Annotated in this window: 17 protein-coding genes; 12 read left to right on the top strand and 5 right to left on the bottom strand. The window is 69.6% G+C overall.

The genetic code is table 11. From position 1 onward, the window contains the following. Positions 1 to 3: 3 nt before the first annotated feature. The 5 genes from FOH10_RS22605 to FOH10_RS22585 all read left to right on the top strand — a co-directional run bounded on the left by FOH10_RS22605 (position 4) and on the right by FOH10_RS22585 (position 4,660). Entirely contained in the window at positions 4 to 249 is a 246-nt protein-coding gene (locus FOH10_RS22605) for a hypothetical protein (protein WP_143982225.1), read from the top strand. 98 nt (positions 250 to 347) lie between these two features. Further along, positions 348 to 1,427, top strand: coding sequence for a ferredoxin--NADP reductase (locus FOH10_RS22600; RefSeq protein WP_143982224.1), 1,080 nt, complete (start codon positions 348 to 350; stop codon positions 1,425 to 1,427). A 40-nt stretch (positions 1,428 to 1,467) separates the two neighbouring features. Then, entirely contained in the window at positions 1,468 to 2,346 is an 879-nt protein-coding gene (locus FOH10_RS22595; protein ID WP_143982223.1) for a VOC family protein, read from the top strand. Between the two features lie 69 nt (positions 2,347 to 2,415). Continuing rightward, positions 2,416 to 3,627, top strand: a complete 1,212-nt coding sequence (locus FOH10_RS22590) for an LLM class flavin-dependent oxidoreductase (RefSeq protein ID WP_143982222.1) — start codon at positions 2,416 to 2,418, stop codon at positions 3,625 to 3,627. Position 3,628: 1 nt separating this feature from the next. Beyond that, positions 3,629 to 4,660: a zinc-binding dehydrogenase gene (locus FOH10_RS22585; RefSeq protein ID WP_186000554.1), complete on the top strand. Its 1,032-nt coding sequence runs from the start codon at positions 3,629 to 3,631 to the stop codon at positions 4,658 to 4,660. Between the two features lie 72 nt (positions 4,661 to 4,732). On the opposite strand, the gene FOH10_RS22580 is transcribed toward FOH10_RS22585, so the two are convergent. Further along, positions 4,733 to 6,451: a nitroreductase family deazaflavin-dependent oxidoreductase gene (locus tag FOH10_RS22580; protein ID WP_143982220.1), complete on the bottom strand. Its 1,719-nt coding sequence runs from the start codon at positions 6,449 to 6,451 to the stop codon at positions 4,733 to 4,735. A gap of 134 nt (positions 6,452 to 6,585) precedes the next feature. Here FOH10_RS22580 and FOH10_RS22575 point away from each other — a divergent pair, with 134 nt between their 5' ends. From FOH10_RS22575 to FOH10_RS22545, 7 genes are all read left to right on the top strand, one after another. Further along, positions 6,586 to 7,164: a TetR/AcrR family transcriptional regulator gene (locus FOH10_RS22575; protein ID WP_029927205.1), complete on the top strand. Its 579-nt coding sequence runs from the start codon at positions 6,586 to 6,588 to the stop codon at positions 7,162 to 7,164. Between the two features lie 185 nt (positions 7,165 to 7,349). Beyond that, on the top strand, positions 7,350 to 8,543 hold the full coding sequence (locus FOH10_RS22570; protein WP_235204407.1) for an ATP-binding protein: 1,194 nt from the start codon (positions 7,350 to 7,352) through the stop codon (positions 8,541 to 8,543). Positions 8,544 to 8,578: 35 nt separating this feature from the next. After that, on the top strand, positions 8,579 to 9,007 hold the full coding sequence (locus FOH10_RS22565; protein ID WP_029927209.1) for a roadblock/LC7 domain-containing protein: 429 nt from the start codon (positions 8,579 to 8,581) through the stop codon (positions 9,005 to 9,007). Next, positions 9,004 to 9,351, top strand: coding sequence for a DUF742 domain-containing protein (locus FOH10_RS22560; RefSeq protein WP_029927211.1), 348 nt, complete (start codon positions 9,004 to 9,006; stop codon positions 9,349 to 9,351). The genes FOH10_RS22565 and FOH10_RS22560 overlap by 4 nt, the downstream gene beginning before the upstream one ends. Then, on the top strand, positions 9,326 to 9,931 hold the full coding sequence (locus FOH10_RS22555; protein ID WP_029927213.1) for a GTP-binding protein: 606 nt from the start codon (positions 9,326 to 9,328) through the stop codon (positions 9,929 to 9,931). Before FOH10_RS22560 ends, FOH10_RS22555 begins: the two co-directional genes overlap by 26 nt. Before the next feature lie 77 nt (positions 9,932 to 10,008). After that, complete coding sequence (locus tag FOH10_RS22550; protein WP_228809542.1) at positions 10,009 to 11,178, top strand: cytochrome P450; 1,170 nt, start codon at positions 10,009 to 10,011, stop codon at positions 11,176 to 11,178. A gap of 9 nt (positions 11,179 to 11,187) precedes the next feature. Then, positions 11,188 to 12,411, top strand: a complete 1,224-nt coding sequence (locus FOH10_RS22545) for a cytochrome P450 family protein (protein WP_143982219.1) — start codon at positions 11,188 to 11,190, stop codon at positions 12,409 to 12,411. A gap of 26 nt (positions 12,412 to 12,437) precedes the next feature. Here the strand turns inward: FOH10_RS22545 and FOH10_RS22540 are convergent, their stop codons facing one another. From FOH10_RS22540 to FOH10_RS22525, 4 genes are all read right to left on the bottom strand, one after another. After that, positions 12,438 to 12,764 carry a GNAT family N-acetyltransferase gene (locus FOH10_RS22540; RefSeq protein ID WP_143982218.1) on the bottom strand — a complete coding sequence of 109 codons (327 nt, stop codon included), beginning with the start codon at positions 12,762 to 12,764 and terminating at the stop codon, positions 12,438 to 12,440. A 41-nt stretch (positions 12,765 to 12,805) separates the two neighbouring features. Beyond that, entirely contained in the window at positions 12,806 to 13,351 is a 546-nt protein-coding gene (locus FOH10_RS22535) for a YceI family protein (RefSeq protein WP_039811300.1), read from the bottom strand. A 74-nt stretch (positions 13,352 to 13,425) separates the two neighbouring features. Then, complete coding sequence (locus FOH10_RS22530; protein ID WP_143982217.1) at positions 13,426 to 14,511, bottom strand: LLM class flavin-dependent oxidoreductase; 1,086 nt, start codon at positions 14,509 to 14,511, stop codon at positions 13,426 to 13,428. Positions 14,512 to 14,653: 142 nt separating this feature from the next. Next, positions 14,654 to 16,171, bottom strand: coding sequence for an MFS transporter (locus FOH10_RS22525; RefSeq protein WP_143982216.1), 1,518 nt, complete (start codon positions 16,169 to 16,171; stop codon positions 14,654 to 14,656).

Here is a 16,171-nt window from a genome sequence, read left to right as displayed (position 1 = left end):
GCCATGGAACAGGTTTCGTGCCGGTCCTGCGGGACGTGCGTCGCGGTGGAGAAGTTCAGCCCGCAGCACACCAGCGTGCAGTGGAACAGTGCGGCCGTGGCCGCGTGTACCGGTCTGGCTCGCGACGGACTGCGCTCGCACACCTGCCCGGCGTTGCGGGCCAGCATCGAGAACGCGGTGGCGGCCGGGGAATTGGGCGTGAGCACGCGCGACGCGGACGTGCGCACCCGCGGCCGGACGCTGCGCTGAGTGTCGCGCCGAGCCGGTCGCCCGCGCGGCGGCGGTCGGCCGCCACGACGCGGAGCGCGTGCAGAGTACCGAGCGCGTGAAGAGTACTGGAGGAATGGATGACGGTGACAGAGCTGGAACCGGACAGCGCCCGACACGGCGGTGCTGTCGCCAGCGTGCGGGTGGTGCGCGTGGTGCGGGAAACCCACGACGCGGTGTCGCTGGAACTCGCGCCCGAACCGGCGCACGCCGCGCGCTTCGGCTACCGGCCCGGCCAGTTCCTGACCCTGCGCATCCCCAGTGCGCTGACCGGTTCGGTGAGCCGCTGCTATTCGCTGTCGAGCGCGCCGCACGAGGGTGGCCCGCTCAAGGTCACCGTGAAACGCACCCCCGGCGGCTACGGCTCGAACTGGTTGTGCGACAACGCCGTAGCGGGCACCACCCTGGAGGCGCTGCCCCCGGCGGGCCTGTTCACCCCCGCCTCGCTGGACACCGACCTGCTGTTGTTCGGTGCGGGCAGCGGTATCACCCCCGTCCTGTCGATACTCAAGGCCGCACTCGCCGAGGGCACCGGCCACATCACGCTGTTCTACGCCAATCGCGACGCCGAATCGGTGATCTTCGCGGGCGAACTCGCCGCACTCGCCGCGGCGCATCCGGAGCGGTTGCTGGTCTGGCAGTGGCTGGAGAGCGTGCAGGGCCTGCCGACCGTGGCGCAGCTGGCGGCGGTGGCGCGCCCCTGGGCGGGGCGGGAGATTTTCGTCTGCGGCCCGGGCCCGTTCATGGACGCGGTCACGTCGGCCATGACCCAACTCGGCGCGGACCGCGAGCGGGTGCACCTGGAGAAGTTCGTCTCGCTCACCGGAAACCCCTTCGAGGACACCGGCACCGACACCGCACTCGACGACGGACCCGACTCCGGCGCACCGGCGACGGCGCACGTGGAGCTCGACGGCGAGCAGCACGAGGTGGACTGGCCGCGCCGCCGGACCCTGCTCGACGCCCTGCTGGCGCAGGGCATCGAAGCGCCCTACTCCTGCCGGGAGGGGGCGTGCAGCGCCTGCGTGTGCCGGGTGGTCTCGGGTGCGGTCGCCATGCGCCGCAACGAGGTGCTCACGGACGAGGACCTGGCCGAGGGCTATGTGCTCGCCTGTCAGGCCGTCCCGGAGACCGACGACGTCTCGGTCACCTATTCCTGATTCCCCCGAACCGATTCCCTCCGAACCCAGAGGAGTTCCCATGGCTGTCCTCAGCTCCCTCGGCTATGTGCGGGCGCGTATCGCCGACGTGCGGGCCTGGCGTGAATTCGCCTTCGACACCATCGGTTTCGCGGAGGGGTCGGGGCCGAATCCGGAATCGGTCTACCTGCGCACCGATGAGCACACCTACCGCTTCGAACTGGTGCCCGGCGCCCGCGACGAGGTGATCGCCGTGGGCTGGCAGGTGGCCGACGGCCGGTCGCTGACCCTGGTGCGGGAAACCCTGGAGCAGGCGGGTGTCGCGGTCACCGCGCTGTCACCGGCCGAGGCCGCGGCCCGGCACGTGGAGGAGGCCATCGCGTTCACCGATCCGTCGGGCTTCACCATCGAGGTGTTCCACGGTCCGCTGCTCGACCACAGCCCGGTGCTCACCCGGCACGGCGCCCGCTTCGTCACCGGCGAGCTGGGACTCGGACATGTGGTGCTGCCGGTGTGCGATATCGAGGCCGCGCGCCGGTTCTACACCGAGGTACTGGATTTCACCGCGCGCGGCTCCTTCCGCGTGGGTCCGCCGCAGCAGCCGATCTGGATCCGGTTCCTGGGCGTCAACGCCCGCCACCACAGCCTGGCCCTCATCCCGGGCAGCCGTCCCGACGGACCGGGCATCGTGCACGTGATGGTCGAGGTGGACACGCTCGACGACGTCGGCCGCGCCCTGGACCGCGTCACCGCGGCGGGCTACCACCTCTCCTCCACCCTGGGCCGCCACACCAACGACAAGATGATCTCCTTCTACGTCCGCACGCCGGGCGGCTGGGATCTCGAATTCGGCTGCGCGGGAATGCTTGTCGGCGACGACTACGTCGCCGAGGAGATGACCGCCGACAGCTACTGGGGTCACGAATGGGCCCGAGGCTGACCCGGCCCCACCTCGTCGGACCCACAACGTCGGACCCACAACTGCATACCCGCAAAGGAGCGTCGACACGTGCATCAGCCCACCGCGTCCGGACCCACCCGGTTCGGCTTCTTCATCGCGCCGTACCACCCGCTGAACGGCAATCCGACCCTGCAACTCCAGCGCGACCTGGAACTGGTGGAACTGGCCGACCGGCTCGGTTTCGCCGAAGCCTGGGTGGGCGAACACCATTCGGCCGGAATGGAGATCATCGCCGCGCCCGAGGTGTTCCTGGCCGCCGCCGCGCAGCGCACCACCCACATCCGGCTCGGCACCGGCGTGAACTCACTGCCCTATCACCAGCCGATGATGCTGGCCGACCGGTTGTGCCTGGTCGACCATCTCACCAAGGGGCGGCTCATGATGGGCATCGGCCCGGGGCAGCTGGCTTCCGACGCGGCCATGATGGGCATACCCCAGCCCCGCCAGCGCGACATGATGCACGAGTCGATGGACGTCCTCGTCCGGCTGTTCCGCGGTGAGGTGGTCACGGCCAAGACGGACTGGTTCGAGCTCGACGAGGCCCGCCTGCAACTGCTGCCCTATCAGCAGCACGGCCTGGAAATGGCGGTGGCGTCCACGATCTCGCCGTCCGGTGCGGTGCTGGCCGGACGCCACGGCGCCGGGCTGCTCTCCCTCGCGGCCTCCGATCCCAGCGGCTACGAGGCGCTGCTGCCCAACTTCCGGGTCTACGAGCAGACCATGGCCGAGTACGGCCACACCGTGCGCCGCGCCGACTGGCGGCTGGTCGCACCCATGCACCTGGCCGAGACCCGCGACCAGGCGCGGCGCGAAGTCGAATGGGGCATCGGGCATCTGGTGGACTACATCCGCAAGCTCAGCGGCATGGACGTGCCCTGGGGCGATACCGCCGCCGAGGCGGTGGCGCAGTGGGTCGGCCCCGGATTCCCCGCCTTCGGCCGGGCCACCATCGGCACCCCGGATGACGCCATCGCCGCCATCACCGATCTGGCCGAGCAGTCCGGCGGATTCGGCACCTTCCTGGTGCTGGCGCTCGACGTGGCCGACCGGGACGCCACCCGACGTTCGGCGCGGCTGTTCGCCGAACACGTCATTCCGCACTTCACCCGCGCGAACCGCAATCGGGTGGCCTCGCTGGACTGGGCCAATGCCAACAGTGAGCGACTCATGTCCGGTATGCGGGCCGGAGTGGAGGCCGCCTTCGAACGGCACGGACAGGCGCTGGCCGCCGCGCTCGGGCCCCGTCGGGAAGGACAGTGAGATGCGCGCGGTAGTCATGCGTGATCGGCGGCTCGTGGTCGACGAGGTGCCCGAACCGGTGCCCGGACCCGGTCAGGTGCTGGTGGAGACGATCGCCTGCGGGATCTGCGGTTCCGACAAACAGGCCCTCGACCACACCGACGCATTCCTGCGGGCGTCCCGCGACAGCGGCGTGCCCACCTTCCTGTTCGACCCGCACCGCGACCTGGTCATGGGCCATGAACTGGCGGCCCGGGTGATCGGGGCCGGACCGGATACGCCCTACACCGAGGGCCAGGCCGTGGTCGCGCTGCCGTGGGCGCTGGACGCGGCGGGCGGCATCCACGGCGTCGGGTACTCCAACGACTTCCCGGGCGGCTACGGGGAGCGCATGGTGTTGCAGGCCATGGCGCTGGAGCCCATTCCCGAGCATGTGCCGCCGCGGGTGGCGGCCCTGACCGAACCGCTGGCCGTCGGCTTCGGCAATGTCGCTCGTACGGGTATCGGCCCGGAGGGCACCGGCATCGTGATCGGCTGCGGGCCCGTGGGTCTGGGTGCGGTGGCGGCGCTCGCGGAGCGTGGCGCGGCACCGATCGTCGCCTCGGATCCGTCCCCGCTGCGCCGGGCGGCGGCGCTCCGGTTGGGGGCGCACCGGGTGATCGATCCGGCCGCCGAGGACCCCGTGGACGTCTGGCGGGAGCTGGCCGCGCCCGGGCAGCAGTTGCACGTCTGGGTGTGCGCCGCGGTGCCCGGACTGCTCAACGACCTGCTGTACCGGTGTCCGCGCGAAACCCGGATTCTCCAGGTGGGCGCGGTCATGACCGATGACGTGATCCGGCCCATCGTGGGCATCTACAAGGACATCTCGGTGCAGATGTGCATGGTGTACCCGCACGAGGAGTACGCGCGCACCCTGCGCCGCATCGCCGAGGGCACCGTCGACGCGGCCTCGCTCATCACCGACGAGGTCGGTTTCGACGGCGTCGCGGGAGCGATCGAGGCGCTGCGCCGCCCCGACGACCACATCCAGATCCTGGTCCGCCCGGATCTGTGAGCCCCGGGCAGGGCCGACGGCGGTCGTTCGAGCACTGGATTCGAACGACCGCCGTCGGGTATTCACCGCGTTTCAGGATCGGACGGGAGAATCCTGATCGGTGAAGGTGACGCGCACGGTGACGGGAGTCGTCTCCAGCGCGGCGAACATGGTTCGGGCCAGTGGCGCCAGCAGCGGATGCGGTGCGAAGGTGCGCGCCCGCGCCACCACGTCGTCCTCCGGCAGCAGGGTGGCGGTGCCGGTGCGCCACCGATCGCCCTGGCGCACCCGGATGGTCGGATTCTCGGCGATATTGCGACCCCACCCCGAGCGCATGCCGTGCTGGCAGATCATCCACGCGCCCTCGTCGTCGAACAGCACCGAGACCGGAACCCGGCGCGGGGCACCGGATTTGCGGCCGATGGTCTCGATCTCGGTGGCCAGCGTGGTGCGCACACCCACCCGATCCAGCGCCCGCACCGTCGGATTCATGAGGTAGCGGCCGAGCGCGCGTTCCCGCCGGAACTTGCGGGCCGCCCGGTCGTCGGCGGAGCGCGAGGCGGGGGAGCGCTTGCTGCGGAAGGCGTCGATACCGTGGTGGCGCACCATGTTCACGGCCGTGAGCCAGGGGGAGCGGGCCGGATCCGGATCCGCCCCGGAGCCCATGCGGTGCAGTTGGTCGGTGTGCCACTGCAGATCCAGCGCGCCGTCGAACGCTTTCAGGTTGCCGTTGGCCGCCAACCGCGGCGGCAGGCCCAGGGTGACGTGCGGCGGGCGCAGCACCTCGGTGCGCCCGGTGAGCAGATCGGCCGCGGCGGTGGGGAACACGGCGGTCGGGCGGCCCAGCCCGACCACATCGCAGCGCCCGGAGGCGACCGCCTCGGCCATCGTCGCGGCGGAGCGGAACCCGCCGGTCACCCCGATCGGCGTGGACCCGGCCACGCTGCGCACGGTGTCGGCGTAGTCCAGGAAGTACGCCTCCCGGGCGCGGGTGCTCGCCGCGACCGTGCGCGGTCGGCCCATCATGGCGGGGGATTCGTAACTGCCGCCGCTGATCTCGATGAGGTCGACGGCTTCGGCCGCCAGCCGGGCCACCACGTCCCGCGATTCCGCCTCGGTGAAGCCACCGCGCTGGAAGTCGGCCGAGTTCAACTTGATTCCGAGGGCGAAACCGGGGCTCACCTGAGCCCGAATGGATTTCACCACCTCGAGCACGAATCGCGCCCGCCGCTCGGGATCACCGCCCCAGGCGTCGGTGCGGCGATTCGACAGCGGCGACAGGAACTGCGACACCAGGTAGCCGTGTGCCCCGTGGATCTGCACGCCGTCGAATCCGGCCGCCTCCGCCACCCGGGCGGCGGTGCCGAAGCGGCCGACGATGTCCAGGATCTCGTCCTCGGTGAGTTCGCGCGGGGCGGGCAGGCCCGGAATGGTCAGCGCGACGGCCGACGGGGCGACCGGGCGGTGCCGGGTGACGAGCGGGTTGGCCTGCCGACCCGGGTGGTTCAGCTGGACCCACACCGGTGTGCCGCCGTCCTTGCCCGCCTTGGCCCAGCGGGTCAGGGCTCCGAGGTGGCGCTCGTCCTCCATGGCCACATTGCCCGGTTCGCCGAGGTGGCGGCCGTCCACCATGACATTGCCGGTGACGAGCAGGCCGTAGCCGCCCGCGCCCCAGCGGCGGTACAGCCGTTCGAGGCGTTCGTCGGGTGCGAGGTCGGCGTTGCCCAGGCCCTCGCTGAGGGCGGACTTCATGATCCGGTTGGGTAGGGTCCGGCCGCAGGCGAGCGGTAGCGGATCGTGCAGGGTCGGCATCGTTGGCCCCCGTTCGTGTGGAGTGGTTGCCCGGGTTGGTAGACCAATCGGTATACTCGGACGGTAGTACACCAACCGGTCTAGGACAAGCCGTAGACTGATCATCGCGGGCCGACGCGGAAAGGGGTGCGCGGATGGGAGCCAGGGACAAACTGGTCGACAGTGCGATCGACCTCATGCGCCGCTACGGCATCGCGGGCACCGGCGTGGCGCAACTGCTCGAGCACAGCGGCATCTCGCGTCGCTCGATCTATCTGAACTTCCCGGGCGGCAAGGCCGAATTGGTCGCCGAGGCCACCCGGGCGGCCGGTGCGGCGTCAAGTGCCCTTATCCGAACTTTCGCGGCCGGCGCCGATGTGGTCTCCGGTATCGCCGCCGTGCCGGGGATCTGGCGTGAAGCCCTCATAGCCAGCGATTTCTCCGCGGGTTGCCCGATCGTGGCCGCGGCGCTGGGGCGCGCGGAATCGGCGGCCGCCGCCGACGCCGCGGGGGACGTCTTCGCCGAATGGGAGGACATCCTCACCGAGCGCCTGCGGGCCGAGCAGGTCGACCCCGAGACCGCACGCACGCTGGCGACCACCATCATCGCCGCAGTAGAGGGCGCGATTGTCATGTCATTGGCACAGCGGTCCACCGAACCGTTGGAGCGCACCGGGAAACAGTTGACCGCCCTGGTCGCCCAGTACACCCGCGCCGCCGCCACCGCGAACTGACACCTCGCGTAATACCGTGCAGTGCACGGTTTTCCGATCTTGCGGAGTCGGTCGAGGATTCGCTGTGATGCTGCTACTGTGTTCGAGTCGTCGGGATCGCAGTCCGCGCGCAATGAAAGCCGCTGCCGCGCGCGCGATCTCCGAACACTCGACATGAGCTGCGAGGAAGGGCGAGACCGAACGCTGTGAATCTATCCATCGCCATGGTGATTTCCTGGGTCGTCGCTCTGTTGCTCCTCGGAGCGCTCGGTGCCTATGCGGTACGGGAGCGCACGCGCGCCCGGGCGCTGGAGCACGAGCTTCGGATGCGCACCGAAGCCTGGGAGCAGAGCCGACTCGAATTCGAAGAGGAAGCGCGCCAAGCCGTCGCCCGTGCCGAGGCATCGGTGCGCGCCGAACTGGAATCCGGTGCGCGCACGGCCACCGGCGCTGCGGTGCGCTCCTTCGGCACCTCCGTGGTGAGCCTCGGCGCGGACGTGGGTCAGGTGGTGAGCAACGCGCTGCGCGAACATCGCGGCGACGAGGTCTACGAAACCCTCACCCGCATCGACCACAGCGTGCAGCAGATGCTGCGCCAAGCCCAGTCGTACGTGATCGTCTCCGGTGGCCTGCCCGGCCGCCGCTGGCCGCAGCAGCCGCTCACCGACATCGTCGGCGGCGCGATCGGCCGCGTGCGCGACTTCACCCGGGTGCGGTTCAACCAGCTCGACCGGGTGGTCATCAGCCGCGCCGTGGAACCGCTGGTGCACACCATCGCGACGCTGCTGGACAACGCCCTGCGCTATTCGCCGCCCACCTCGTACGTGGACGTCGGATTCCAGGAGGGGCACCACGGCGTCACCATCATCATCGACGACGCCGGCGTGCGCATGAACAACGAGCAGATGGAGGAGGCCCGCCAGGTGCTCGCGGGTGAGCGCTCGGTCGACATCCACCAGCTCGGTCCCACCCCCCGCGTCGGTTTCCCCAGCGTCTCCGCGCTGGCCCGCCGCTACGGCTTCACCGTCTACGTGGACGGCCCCAACGCCTACGGCGGCACCAGGGCGATGGTGTTCGTGCCCGAGGCGCTGTTCGTTCCCCGCCGCGCCGGAGTCGACGGCCCCGCCACCGAGGTGGTGCCGGTGCCGCAGGTCGACGCCCCCGCACCCGACCCCGCGCCGGCCCCGGCGCCGACCGAGGAGCCCGCATCGGTGCGCGATATCACCGAAGGTGGTCTGCCCAAACGCCGTCGCCGGTCGCCCGCGCTCGCGGCCGTGGGCACCGCTCGGGAGCCGCGCCCTGAGGCGGAAACGCAGCAGGACACCAGCACCATTGCTCGACCCGATATCGCCGCCGCCTGGCACAGCGGTTCGCAGAGCGGCCGCGCCGCCGCGCGTTGACAGCGCACGTTGACACCGAAGGGATGACGTTTCCGATGGGAACACCCGGCACCGCCGTAACCGAACGCGCCAACAAATTGGCGTGGATGCTCAGCGAATTGGAGATTCCAGGCGTGCGTTTCGCCGTCCTACTCTCCGACGACGGGCTCCGGATCGCGCACACCGGTGGTATCGGCGTGGACGACGCCGAGCGCTTCGCCGCCGCGGCGTCGGGCCTGCGTTCACTGGGCAAGGCGCTCGGCGAATTCTGCGGCAATTCGAACTCGGTGCGCCAGAACATGACCGAGTACGACGGCGGGATGATCTTCATTACCGCCGCCGGCGTGGGTGCGCTGCTAGGGGTGGCCACCACCACCGAGGTGGACGTCAGCCTGGTCGCGCACCGCATGAACGCGCTCGCGGTCCGCGTCGGGCACGAACTGGGTTCGATGTCGAACCAGAGGGTTGGCGGCGACCTGCAATGACCGGGCAGCGGCGGGATCCGGACCTGGTCCGGGCGTACGTGCGCACGGGCGGCCGGAGCCGGCCGACCCGGAATCTGGGCTTGGTCACCCTGGTGATCGCGGCGCGGGAACCCGACCCCGGGGCCACTCCCGACGCGATCCGGGTACTGAGCATCTGCCGTCGTGGTGTCCTGTCGCTCGCCGAGGTCGCGGCATATCTCGACCTGCCGCCGTCCGTCGTGAAGATCGTCGCAGCCGACCTGCTCGACAGCGGACACCTGACCACTCCTACCCCGGCCGAGGAACTGCCGGATGCTGCGTTGCTGGAGGAGGTACTGAATGGGCTCCGCGCTCTCTCGGCCTGAGCTCGTCGTCGATCACGTTCCCGATACCGTCACCCGGTCGGTGAAGCTGTTGGTGGCGGGCAATTTCGGCGTCGGCAAGACCACCTTCGTCGCCAGCGTTTCCGAGATCCGGCCGCTGCACACGGAGGAGACCATTACCGAAGCCAGTGTGGGCGTGGACGATATGGCCGGATTGCCCGGTAAGACGACCACCACCGTGGCCATGGACTTCGGTCGCATCACCCTGAATCCGCGGTTGGCCCTGTACCTGTTCGGCACCCCGGGACAGCATCGCTTCGTCCCGCTGTGGGAGGAGCTGGCCCGCGGCGCGCTGGGCGCGCTGGTCCTGGTCGACACCCGGCGGATCGAACAGTCCGACGAGGTGCTGGCGCTGCTGGAGGAGCGTGAGGTGCCCTACGCCGTCGGCATCAACGAGTTCGACGGCGCGGTCCGGTACCCGCTCGAGGAGGTGCGCGACGCACTCGACCTCACCCCCGACACCCCGCTGATGGCGCTCGACGCCCGCGATCGCGGTACCTGTGTGCGTTCCCTGATCACGCTGGTGGAATACCTGTCCCGCCGTGCGGGGTCCATGCGGTGACCCGCAATGTCATCGAGCCGATCACCGCCCCGGTGCCCTACGGCTCGCCCATCGGCTCCGATGGACCCCGGATCGCCATGTACACCGCCGAATTCGCGGCCGACCCGCACGGCGCCTACGCCGAGATGCGCCGCCGCTTCGGCCCGATGGCCCCGGTCGACCTCGCTCCGGGCATACCCGCCACCCTGGTCATCGGATACCGCACCGCCGTGCGAATCCTCAACGACCCCGAGCACTTTCCCGCCGACCCCCGGTACTGGCAGCGCACCGCACCCGCCGACAGCCCGATCATGCCGATGCTGGAATGGCGGCCGAACGCCCTGCGCAGCGCGGGCAATGAGCACATTCGGTACCGGCAGGCCAATGTGGCGGCCATCCGCGCCGTGGACCTCTACGCCCTGCACGACACCGTGGAGCGCATCGCGATACCGCTGATCAACGCCTTCTGCGCGTCCGGAAGCGCGGATCTGATGGCCCAGTACGCGTTTCCGCTCGCCTTCGAGGCGGTCAACGCCCTGCTGGGCTGCCCGGCGGAGATCGGCCAGCGCATCGCCGCCGGTATGGCCGCCATCTTCGACGGCGTCGACGCCGAACAGGGCAACCGCGTCCTCACCGAGGCCATTCTGGAACTGGTGCTCGGCAAGCGATCCCGGCCCGGTGACGACATCGTCTCCCGTCTGGCGGCCGATCCGGCCGAACTGTCCGACGAGGAGATGATCCACCAGATCGTCACCCTCTACGGCGCGGGCATCGAACCGGCGCAGAACCTCATCGTGAACGCGCTGCGGCACATGCTCGTCGACAGCACCCTGGCCGACGGTCTGCACGCGGGCAGCCTCACCACCCGCGATGCCCTGGACCGGGTGCTCTACACCGATCCGCCGATGGCCAACTACTGCGTGAGCTATCCGCGCCAGCCCATGCTCATCGACGGGGTGTGGCTGCCCGCGCATCAGCCGGTGGTGATCAGCATGGCCGCCTGCAACAACGATCCGGACATCGGTGCGGGGCGGACGCTGCACAATCGCGCGCATCTGTCCTGGGGCGTCGGACCGCACGCCTGCCCGGCCCGCCCGACGGCGTACCTGATCGCCGAGGACGCCATCGACCAACTGCTCGACGCACTGCCCGACCTGCGGCTCGGCGTCGCCGTGGACGAATTGGCCTGGCGGCCGGGACCTTTCCACCGGTCCCTCACCGCGCTGCCGGTCGTCTTCCCCCCGACTGCCCCGTTGACCGTGCCGTAAGGAGAAAGCGTGACCACCGACCCCATCGTCCTGGATCCCACGGGCACCGACATCCAAGGCGAGATCGATCGACTACGCGAGCGTGGACCGGCGAGCCTGGTGGAACTGCCCGGCGGCGTGACCGCGTGGTCGGTCACCGACACCGCGCTGCTGGAGAGCCTGCTCACCGATTCGCGCGTCTCGAAGGATCCGCGTCAGCACTGGCCCGCCTTCATCAACGGTGAGATCCCGCAGGACTGGCCGTTGTTCCTGTGGGTGGCGGTCAACAATATGTTCACCGCCTACGGGTCCGATCATCGGCGGCTGCGCCGGCTCGTCGCGCCCGCCTTCACCGCGCGCCGCACCGCCGCCCTGCAACCGCGCATCGAGGCCATCACCGCGGAACTGCTCGACGCCATCGCCGCCACTCCGGCCGGGGAGCCGGTCGATCTGCGGGAGGCGTTCTGCTACCCGCTGCCGATCCGGGTGATCTCCGAACTCATGGGTGTGCCCGACGAATTGGTGCCCGGCCTGCGCAAGTGCGCCGACGGCGTCTTCGACACCACCCTCGGCCCCGAGGAGTCGCAGGCGAACTACCTGGAGCTCTATCGGATTCTGGGTGAGCTCATCGCCTACAAGCGCGAGACCCCGGGCGACGATATGACCAGTGTGCTCATCACCGCCCGCGACGAGGACGGGTCGACGCTGGGGGAGCAGGAACTCGTCGACACCCTGCTGCTGGTCATCACCGCCGGGCACGAGACCACCATCAACCTGTTGGACCAGGCCATTTTCGCCACCCTCACCCATCCGGAGGCGCGCGCCGACCTGATGGCGGGCCGGGCGGCCTGGCCGGATCTGGTGGAGGAATCGCTGCGGCTGGAGGGTGCGGTCGTGCACGTGCCGCTGCGCTACGCGGTGGACGACATCGAACTCGACGGCGTGCGCATCGCCAAGGGCGATCCTATCCTGGCCTGCTACGCCGGACCCGGCCGCGACCCGAAGGTGCACGGGGATACCGCCGACCAGCTCGACCTGGCGCGGGCGGACAAGAGCCATATGGCCTTCGGGTACGGCGCGCACCACTGCCTGGGTGCGCCGCTGGCCCGGCTGGAGGCCAATTCCGCGCTGCCCGCGCTGTTCCGGCGCTTCCCGGACATGCGGCTCGCGGTCGCGCCGGACCAGCTGACACCTCTGGCCAGCTTCATCTCCAACGGGCACACCGCCCTGCCGGTGTATCTGGAGGCGGCGTAGCCGGGAGACCTGTCGCGGTGGCCGCGCTACTCGGCCGTGGCCGCCGCCTTGGCCTCCGGGGTCACCGGATCCAGGAGGTCGTCGAAGTCGTGGTGTTTCTCCACGAAGTGCGCGACAAAGGGGCAGACGGGGACGACACGTTTGCCCTGTTTCCGGGTCTCGGTGAGCGCCGCGTGGATCAGGACGCTGCCCAGGCCCCGGCCGGAGAACCGATCATCGAGTTCGGTGTGGTAGAAGATGCGCTGGTCACCGGTATCCACATAAGCGGCCAGTCCGGCGCGTTCACCATCCACCTCGATATCGAACTGTTCCGGGGTGGCGTCGTCCCGCTGGATGACGGTCGGGTCGCTCATACTTCCTCGCTTTCGATCGGTTCGCCGCGCGGCGAAGTGGTTCAGCCCTGCTGGACGACCTCGATGCCGAGGGTGAGGGTGATCTTGTCGCCGATCACCGCGCCACCGTCGGCCAGAGGCATATCGATAGTGATTCCCCAATCTCGGCGATTGATGACCGTCTTGGCCTCGAAACCGGCCACCGGGCCCTGACCCATGCCCGGATTCACGCCCAGGAACTCCACCTCGAGGGTGATCGGCTTGGTGACTCCGGCGATGCTGAACTCGCCGTCGACCTCGAAGTCCTCGCCGTTGACCCGGAAACCGGTGGACTTGAAGGTGGCCAGCGGGAAGTTCTCGGCGTTGAAGAAGTCGGCGGTGCGCAGGTGGGCGTCGCGCTGCGGATTGTCGGTGGTCACCGAGTCCACGCGGATCTCGGCCTCGGCGCTGGCGGTGCCGTCCTCGCCGATGACGAGTTGGCCGGAGAAGTCGGTGAAGCGGCCGCGGACCTTGGACACCATCAGATGGCGTACCGCGAAGCCGAGCGTGGAATGCGCGGCGTCGATGGTCCAGGTTCCGGCGGTCAGGGCGGTGGTGCTGGCGGTCATGATTACTCCTCGTTGTGGTTGTGCGGGTGTCGCGGTTGTGCGGTGTCGTGGTCGTGCGATGGGGGTCGAACCGGCTACTTGGCGGCGGCGGTGCGCTGTGCCAGTAGCGAGGCGTGGGTGGGCGCGTCCGGGACGTGTGCCGGGCGCGCGGCGGCGAATTCCCGGCGCAGTACCGGAATCACCTCCTCGCCCAGCAGATCCAGCTGCTCCAGCACGGTTGGCAGCGGCAGTCCGGCGTGGTCGATCAGGAACAGCTGCCGCTGGTAGTCGCCGAAGGATTCGCGGAAGGTCAGCGTCTTGTCGATGACCTGCTGCGGGCTGCCCACGGTGAGCGGTGTCTGATCCATGAAGTCCTCGAGCGAGGGTCCGTGGCCGTAGACGGGCGCGTTGTCGAAGTAGGGGCGGAACTCGCGGATGGCGTCCTGGGAGTTCTTGCGCATGAACACCTGTCCGCCCAGACCGACGATGGCCTGATCGGCCGAACCGTGTCCGTAGTGTTCGTAGCGCTGACGGTACAGCCCGATCAGCCGCTGGAAGTGCTCCTTGGGCCAGAAGATGTTGTTGGCGAAGAAGCCGTCGCCGTAGTAGGCGGCCTGCTCGGCGATCTCGGGGCTGCGGATGGAACCGTGCCAGACGAACGGCGCGACGCCGTCGAGCGGGCGCGGCGTGGCGGTGAAGCCCTGGAGGGGAGTGCGGAAGCGGCCCTGCCAGTCCACCACGTCCTCGCGCCAGAGCCGGTGCAGCAGTTGGTAGTTCTCGATGGCCAGCGGGATGCCCTCGCGGATGTCCTGTCCGAACCAGGGGTAGACCGGTGCGGTGTTGCCGCGTCCGAGCATGAGGTCGACGCGACCGTCGGCCAGGTGCTGCAGCATGGCGAAGTCCTCGGCGATCTTCACCGGGTCGTTGGTGGTGATGAGCGTGGTCGCGGTGGACAGGATGAGCTTCTCGGTGCGCGCCGCGATATAGCCGAGCATGGTGGTCGGCGACGACGGCACGAACGGGGGATTGTGGTGCTCGCCGGTCGCGAATACGTCCAGGCCCACCTCTTCGGCCTTCCGCGCGATGGCGACCATCGCCTTGATGCGCTCGGCCTCGCTGGGGGTGCGGCCGGTGGTCGGGTCGGCGGTGACGTCACCGACCGTGAAGATTCCGAACTGCACGCGTCCTCCTCGTCGTGGCATCCACTTGGTGGATGTGGCAACCATATCGACAATTTGTGGACATGGCAACCAAGTGAACGACACGCAGGTGCGCGGATATTCCGACCGGCGCACGGTGACACCGGTTACGGGTGGGACGGGCTCAGCCGCGCGGGTGCGGATGCGCGCCGTGCTCGGTCGGCTCGAGCGGCGGCCCGGTCACGGCGCAGTGCACCTTGCACTCCGGTTCGGCGTCCGGCGCGGCGGTGCTCAGTGTGTCGTCACGGACGGTGGTGAAGGTGAGGACGGCGGCCCCGAGCATGAGCGCCACGCAGATGAGCAGCGCCACGCGGAAGCCGCTCGCGAAGACCGACGGATCGGTGTACGCGTCGCCGGTGAGCCCCGCCAGCGGTGGAATGGCGGCCACCGCGAGCAGACCGGCCGCGCGGGCCACGGCATTGTTCACTCCGCTGGCGATGCCCGCGTGGCGTTCGGAGGCCGCGGCCAGCACGGTCGCGGTGAGCGGAGCCACCGCCAGGGACAACCCGAGGCCGAAGACTAGGGCGGCGGGCACCACATCCCACAGATACGAGGTATCCGGTCCGATCCGGGTCATGAGCAGCATGCCGACCGCCGCGAGCAGCACGCCGACCGTGATCGGAATGCGCGGCCCGATCCGCTGGGCGAGAGCCCCGGCCCGGGCCGACAGCAGCAGCATGAGCACGGTGACCGGCAGCATGGCCGTGCCCGCCGCGATCGGATCGAAGCCCGCCACCACCTGCAAGGTCAGCACCAGTAGGAAGAACACCACGCCCATGGCCCCGTACATGACGAAGGTGACCAGGTTGATGGAGGTGAACTGCCGGGACTTGAAGATGTCCACCGGCAGCATGGCGCGCGGGTGCGTGCCGCGTCCGGTGCGGCGGCGCTCCACCACGATGAAGGCGATGGCGGCGGCGACACCGGCCACGCCACCGGCGATCACCAGCGCCGTGTTCCCGGCCGCGTCGGGAGCCTCGGTGAGCGCGTAGGTGATTCCGGCCAGGCTCAGCGCCGCCAGCACCGCGCCGAGAATGTCGAACCTGCCGGTGGCCTCCTCGTCGAAGGTCTCGGGAACGTGCCGCAGCGTCACCGCGATCACCACGGCGGCCAGCGGCAGATTCAGCAGGAACACCCACCGCCAGCCCGCGACGTCCACCAGCCAGCCGCCCAGGAACGGTCCGATGGCACCGGCCACGCCGCCCAGTCCGGACCACGCGCCGACCGCCTTGGCCCGGTCCTCCCGCGCGAACGACGCCTGGATGATGGCGAGCGATCCGGGCGTCAGCAGCGCCCCGCCCACGCCCTGCAGCGCCCGCGCCGCGATGAGCATCGAAATATCCTGCGCCGCACCGCACAGCGCCGACGCGATGGCGAACCACACCACGCCGATGAGGAACACCTTCTTGCGCCCGAACCGGTCCCCGAGCGATCCGCCCAACAGGATCAGGCCCGCCAGCGTCAGCGTGTAGGCGTTGACCGTCCACTGTAATCCGGCCATGGAGGAGCCGAACTCCGCGGCGATCTTGGGCAGTGCCACGTTCACGACCGTGGCGTCGAGCATGGCCATTCCCGACCCGAGCACCGTCGCCAGCAGTGTCCAGCGTCCCGCCCCCGACGACATCTGAATGCTCGCGGCCAT

The organism is Nocardia otitidiscaviarum, from assembly GCF_007362295.1.
Taxonomy (GTDB): domain Bacteria; phylum Actinomycetota; class Actinomycetes; order Mycobacteriales; family Mycobacteriaceae; genus Nocardia; species Nocardia otitidiscaviarum.
This window is presented reverse-complemented; position numbering and strand designations above follow the sequence as displayed.

Excerpts from the sequence above, each read along its gene's own strand:
- FOH10_RS22555 (WP_029927213.1), top strand. The coding sequence starts at position 9,326 with ATGGGCTCCGCGCTCTCTCGGCCTGAGCTCGTCGTCGATCACGTTCCC.
- FOH10_RS22595 (WP_143982223.1), top strand. The coding sequence starts at position 1,468 with ATGGCTGTCCTCAGCTCCCTCGGCTATGTGCGGGCGCGTATCGCCGAC.
- FOH10_RS22525 (WP_143982216.1), bottom strand. The coding sequence starts at position 16,171 with ATGGCCGCGAGCATTCAGATGTCGTCGGGGGCGGGACGCTGGACACTG.
- FOH10_RS22585 (WP_186000554.1), top strand. The coding sequence starts at position 3,629 with ATGCGCGCGGTAGTCATGCGTGATCGGCGGCTCGTGGTCGACGAGGTG.
- FOH10_RS22605 (WP_143982225.1), top strand. The coding sequence starts at position 4 with ATGGAACAGGTTTCGTGCCGGTCCTGCGGGACGTGCGTCGCGGTGGAG.
- FOH10_RS22580 (WP_143982220.1), bottom strand. The coding sequence starts at position 6,451 with ATGCCGACCCTGCACGATCCGCTACCGCTCGCCTGCGGCCGGACCCTA.
- FOH10_RS22560 (WP_029927211.1), top strand. The coding sequence starts at position 9,004 with ATGACCGGGCAGCGGCGGGATCCGGACCTGGTCCGGGCGTACGTGCGC.
- FOH10_RS22565 (WP_029927209.1), top strand. The coding sequence starts at position 8,579 with ATGGGAACACCCGGCACCGCCGTAACCGAACGCGCCAACAAATTGGCG.
- FOH10_RS22550 (WP_228809542.1), top strand. The coding sequence starts at position 10,009 with ATGTACACCGCCGAATTCGCGGCCGACCCGCACGGCGCCTACGCCGAG.
- FOH10_RS22600 (WP_143982224.1), top strand. The coding sequence starts at position 348 with ATGACGGTGACAGAGCTGGAACCGGACAGCGCCCGACACGGCGGTGCT.
- FOH10_RS22535 (WP_039811300.1), bottom strand. The coding sequence starts at position 13,351 with ATGACCGCCAGCACCACCGCCCTGACCGCCGGAACCTGGACCATCGAC.
- FOH10_RS22575 (WP_029927205.1), top strand. The coding sequence starts at position 6,586 with ATGGGAGCCAGGGACAAACTGGTCGACAGTGCGATCGACCTCATGCGC.
- FOH10_RS22540 (WP_143982218.1), bottom strand. The coding sequence starts at position 12,764 with ATGAGCGACCCGACCGTCATCCAGCGGGACGACGCCACCCCGGAACAG.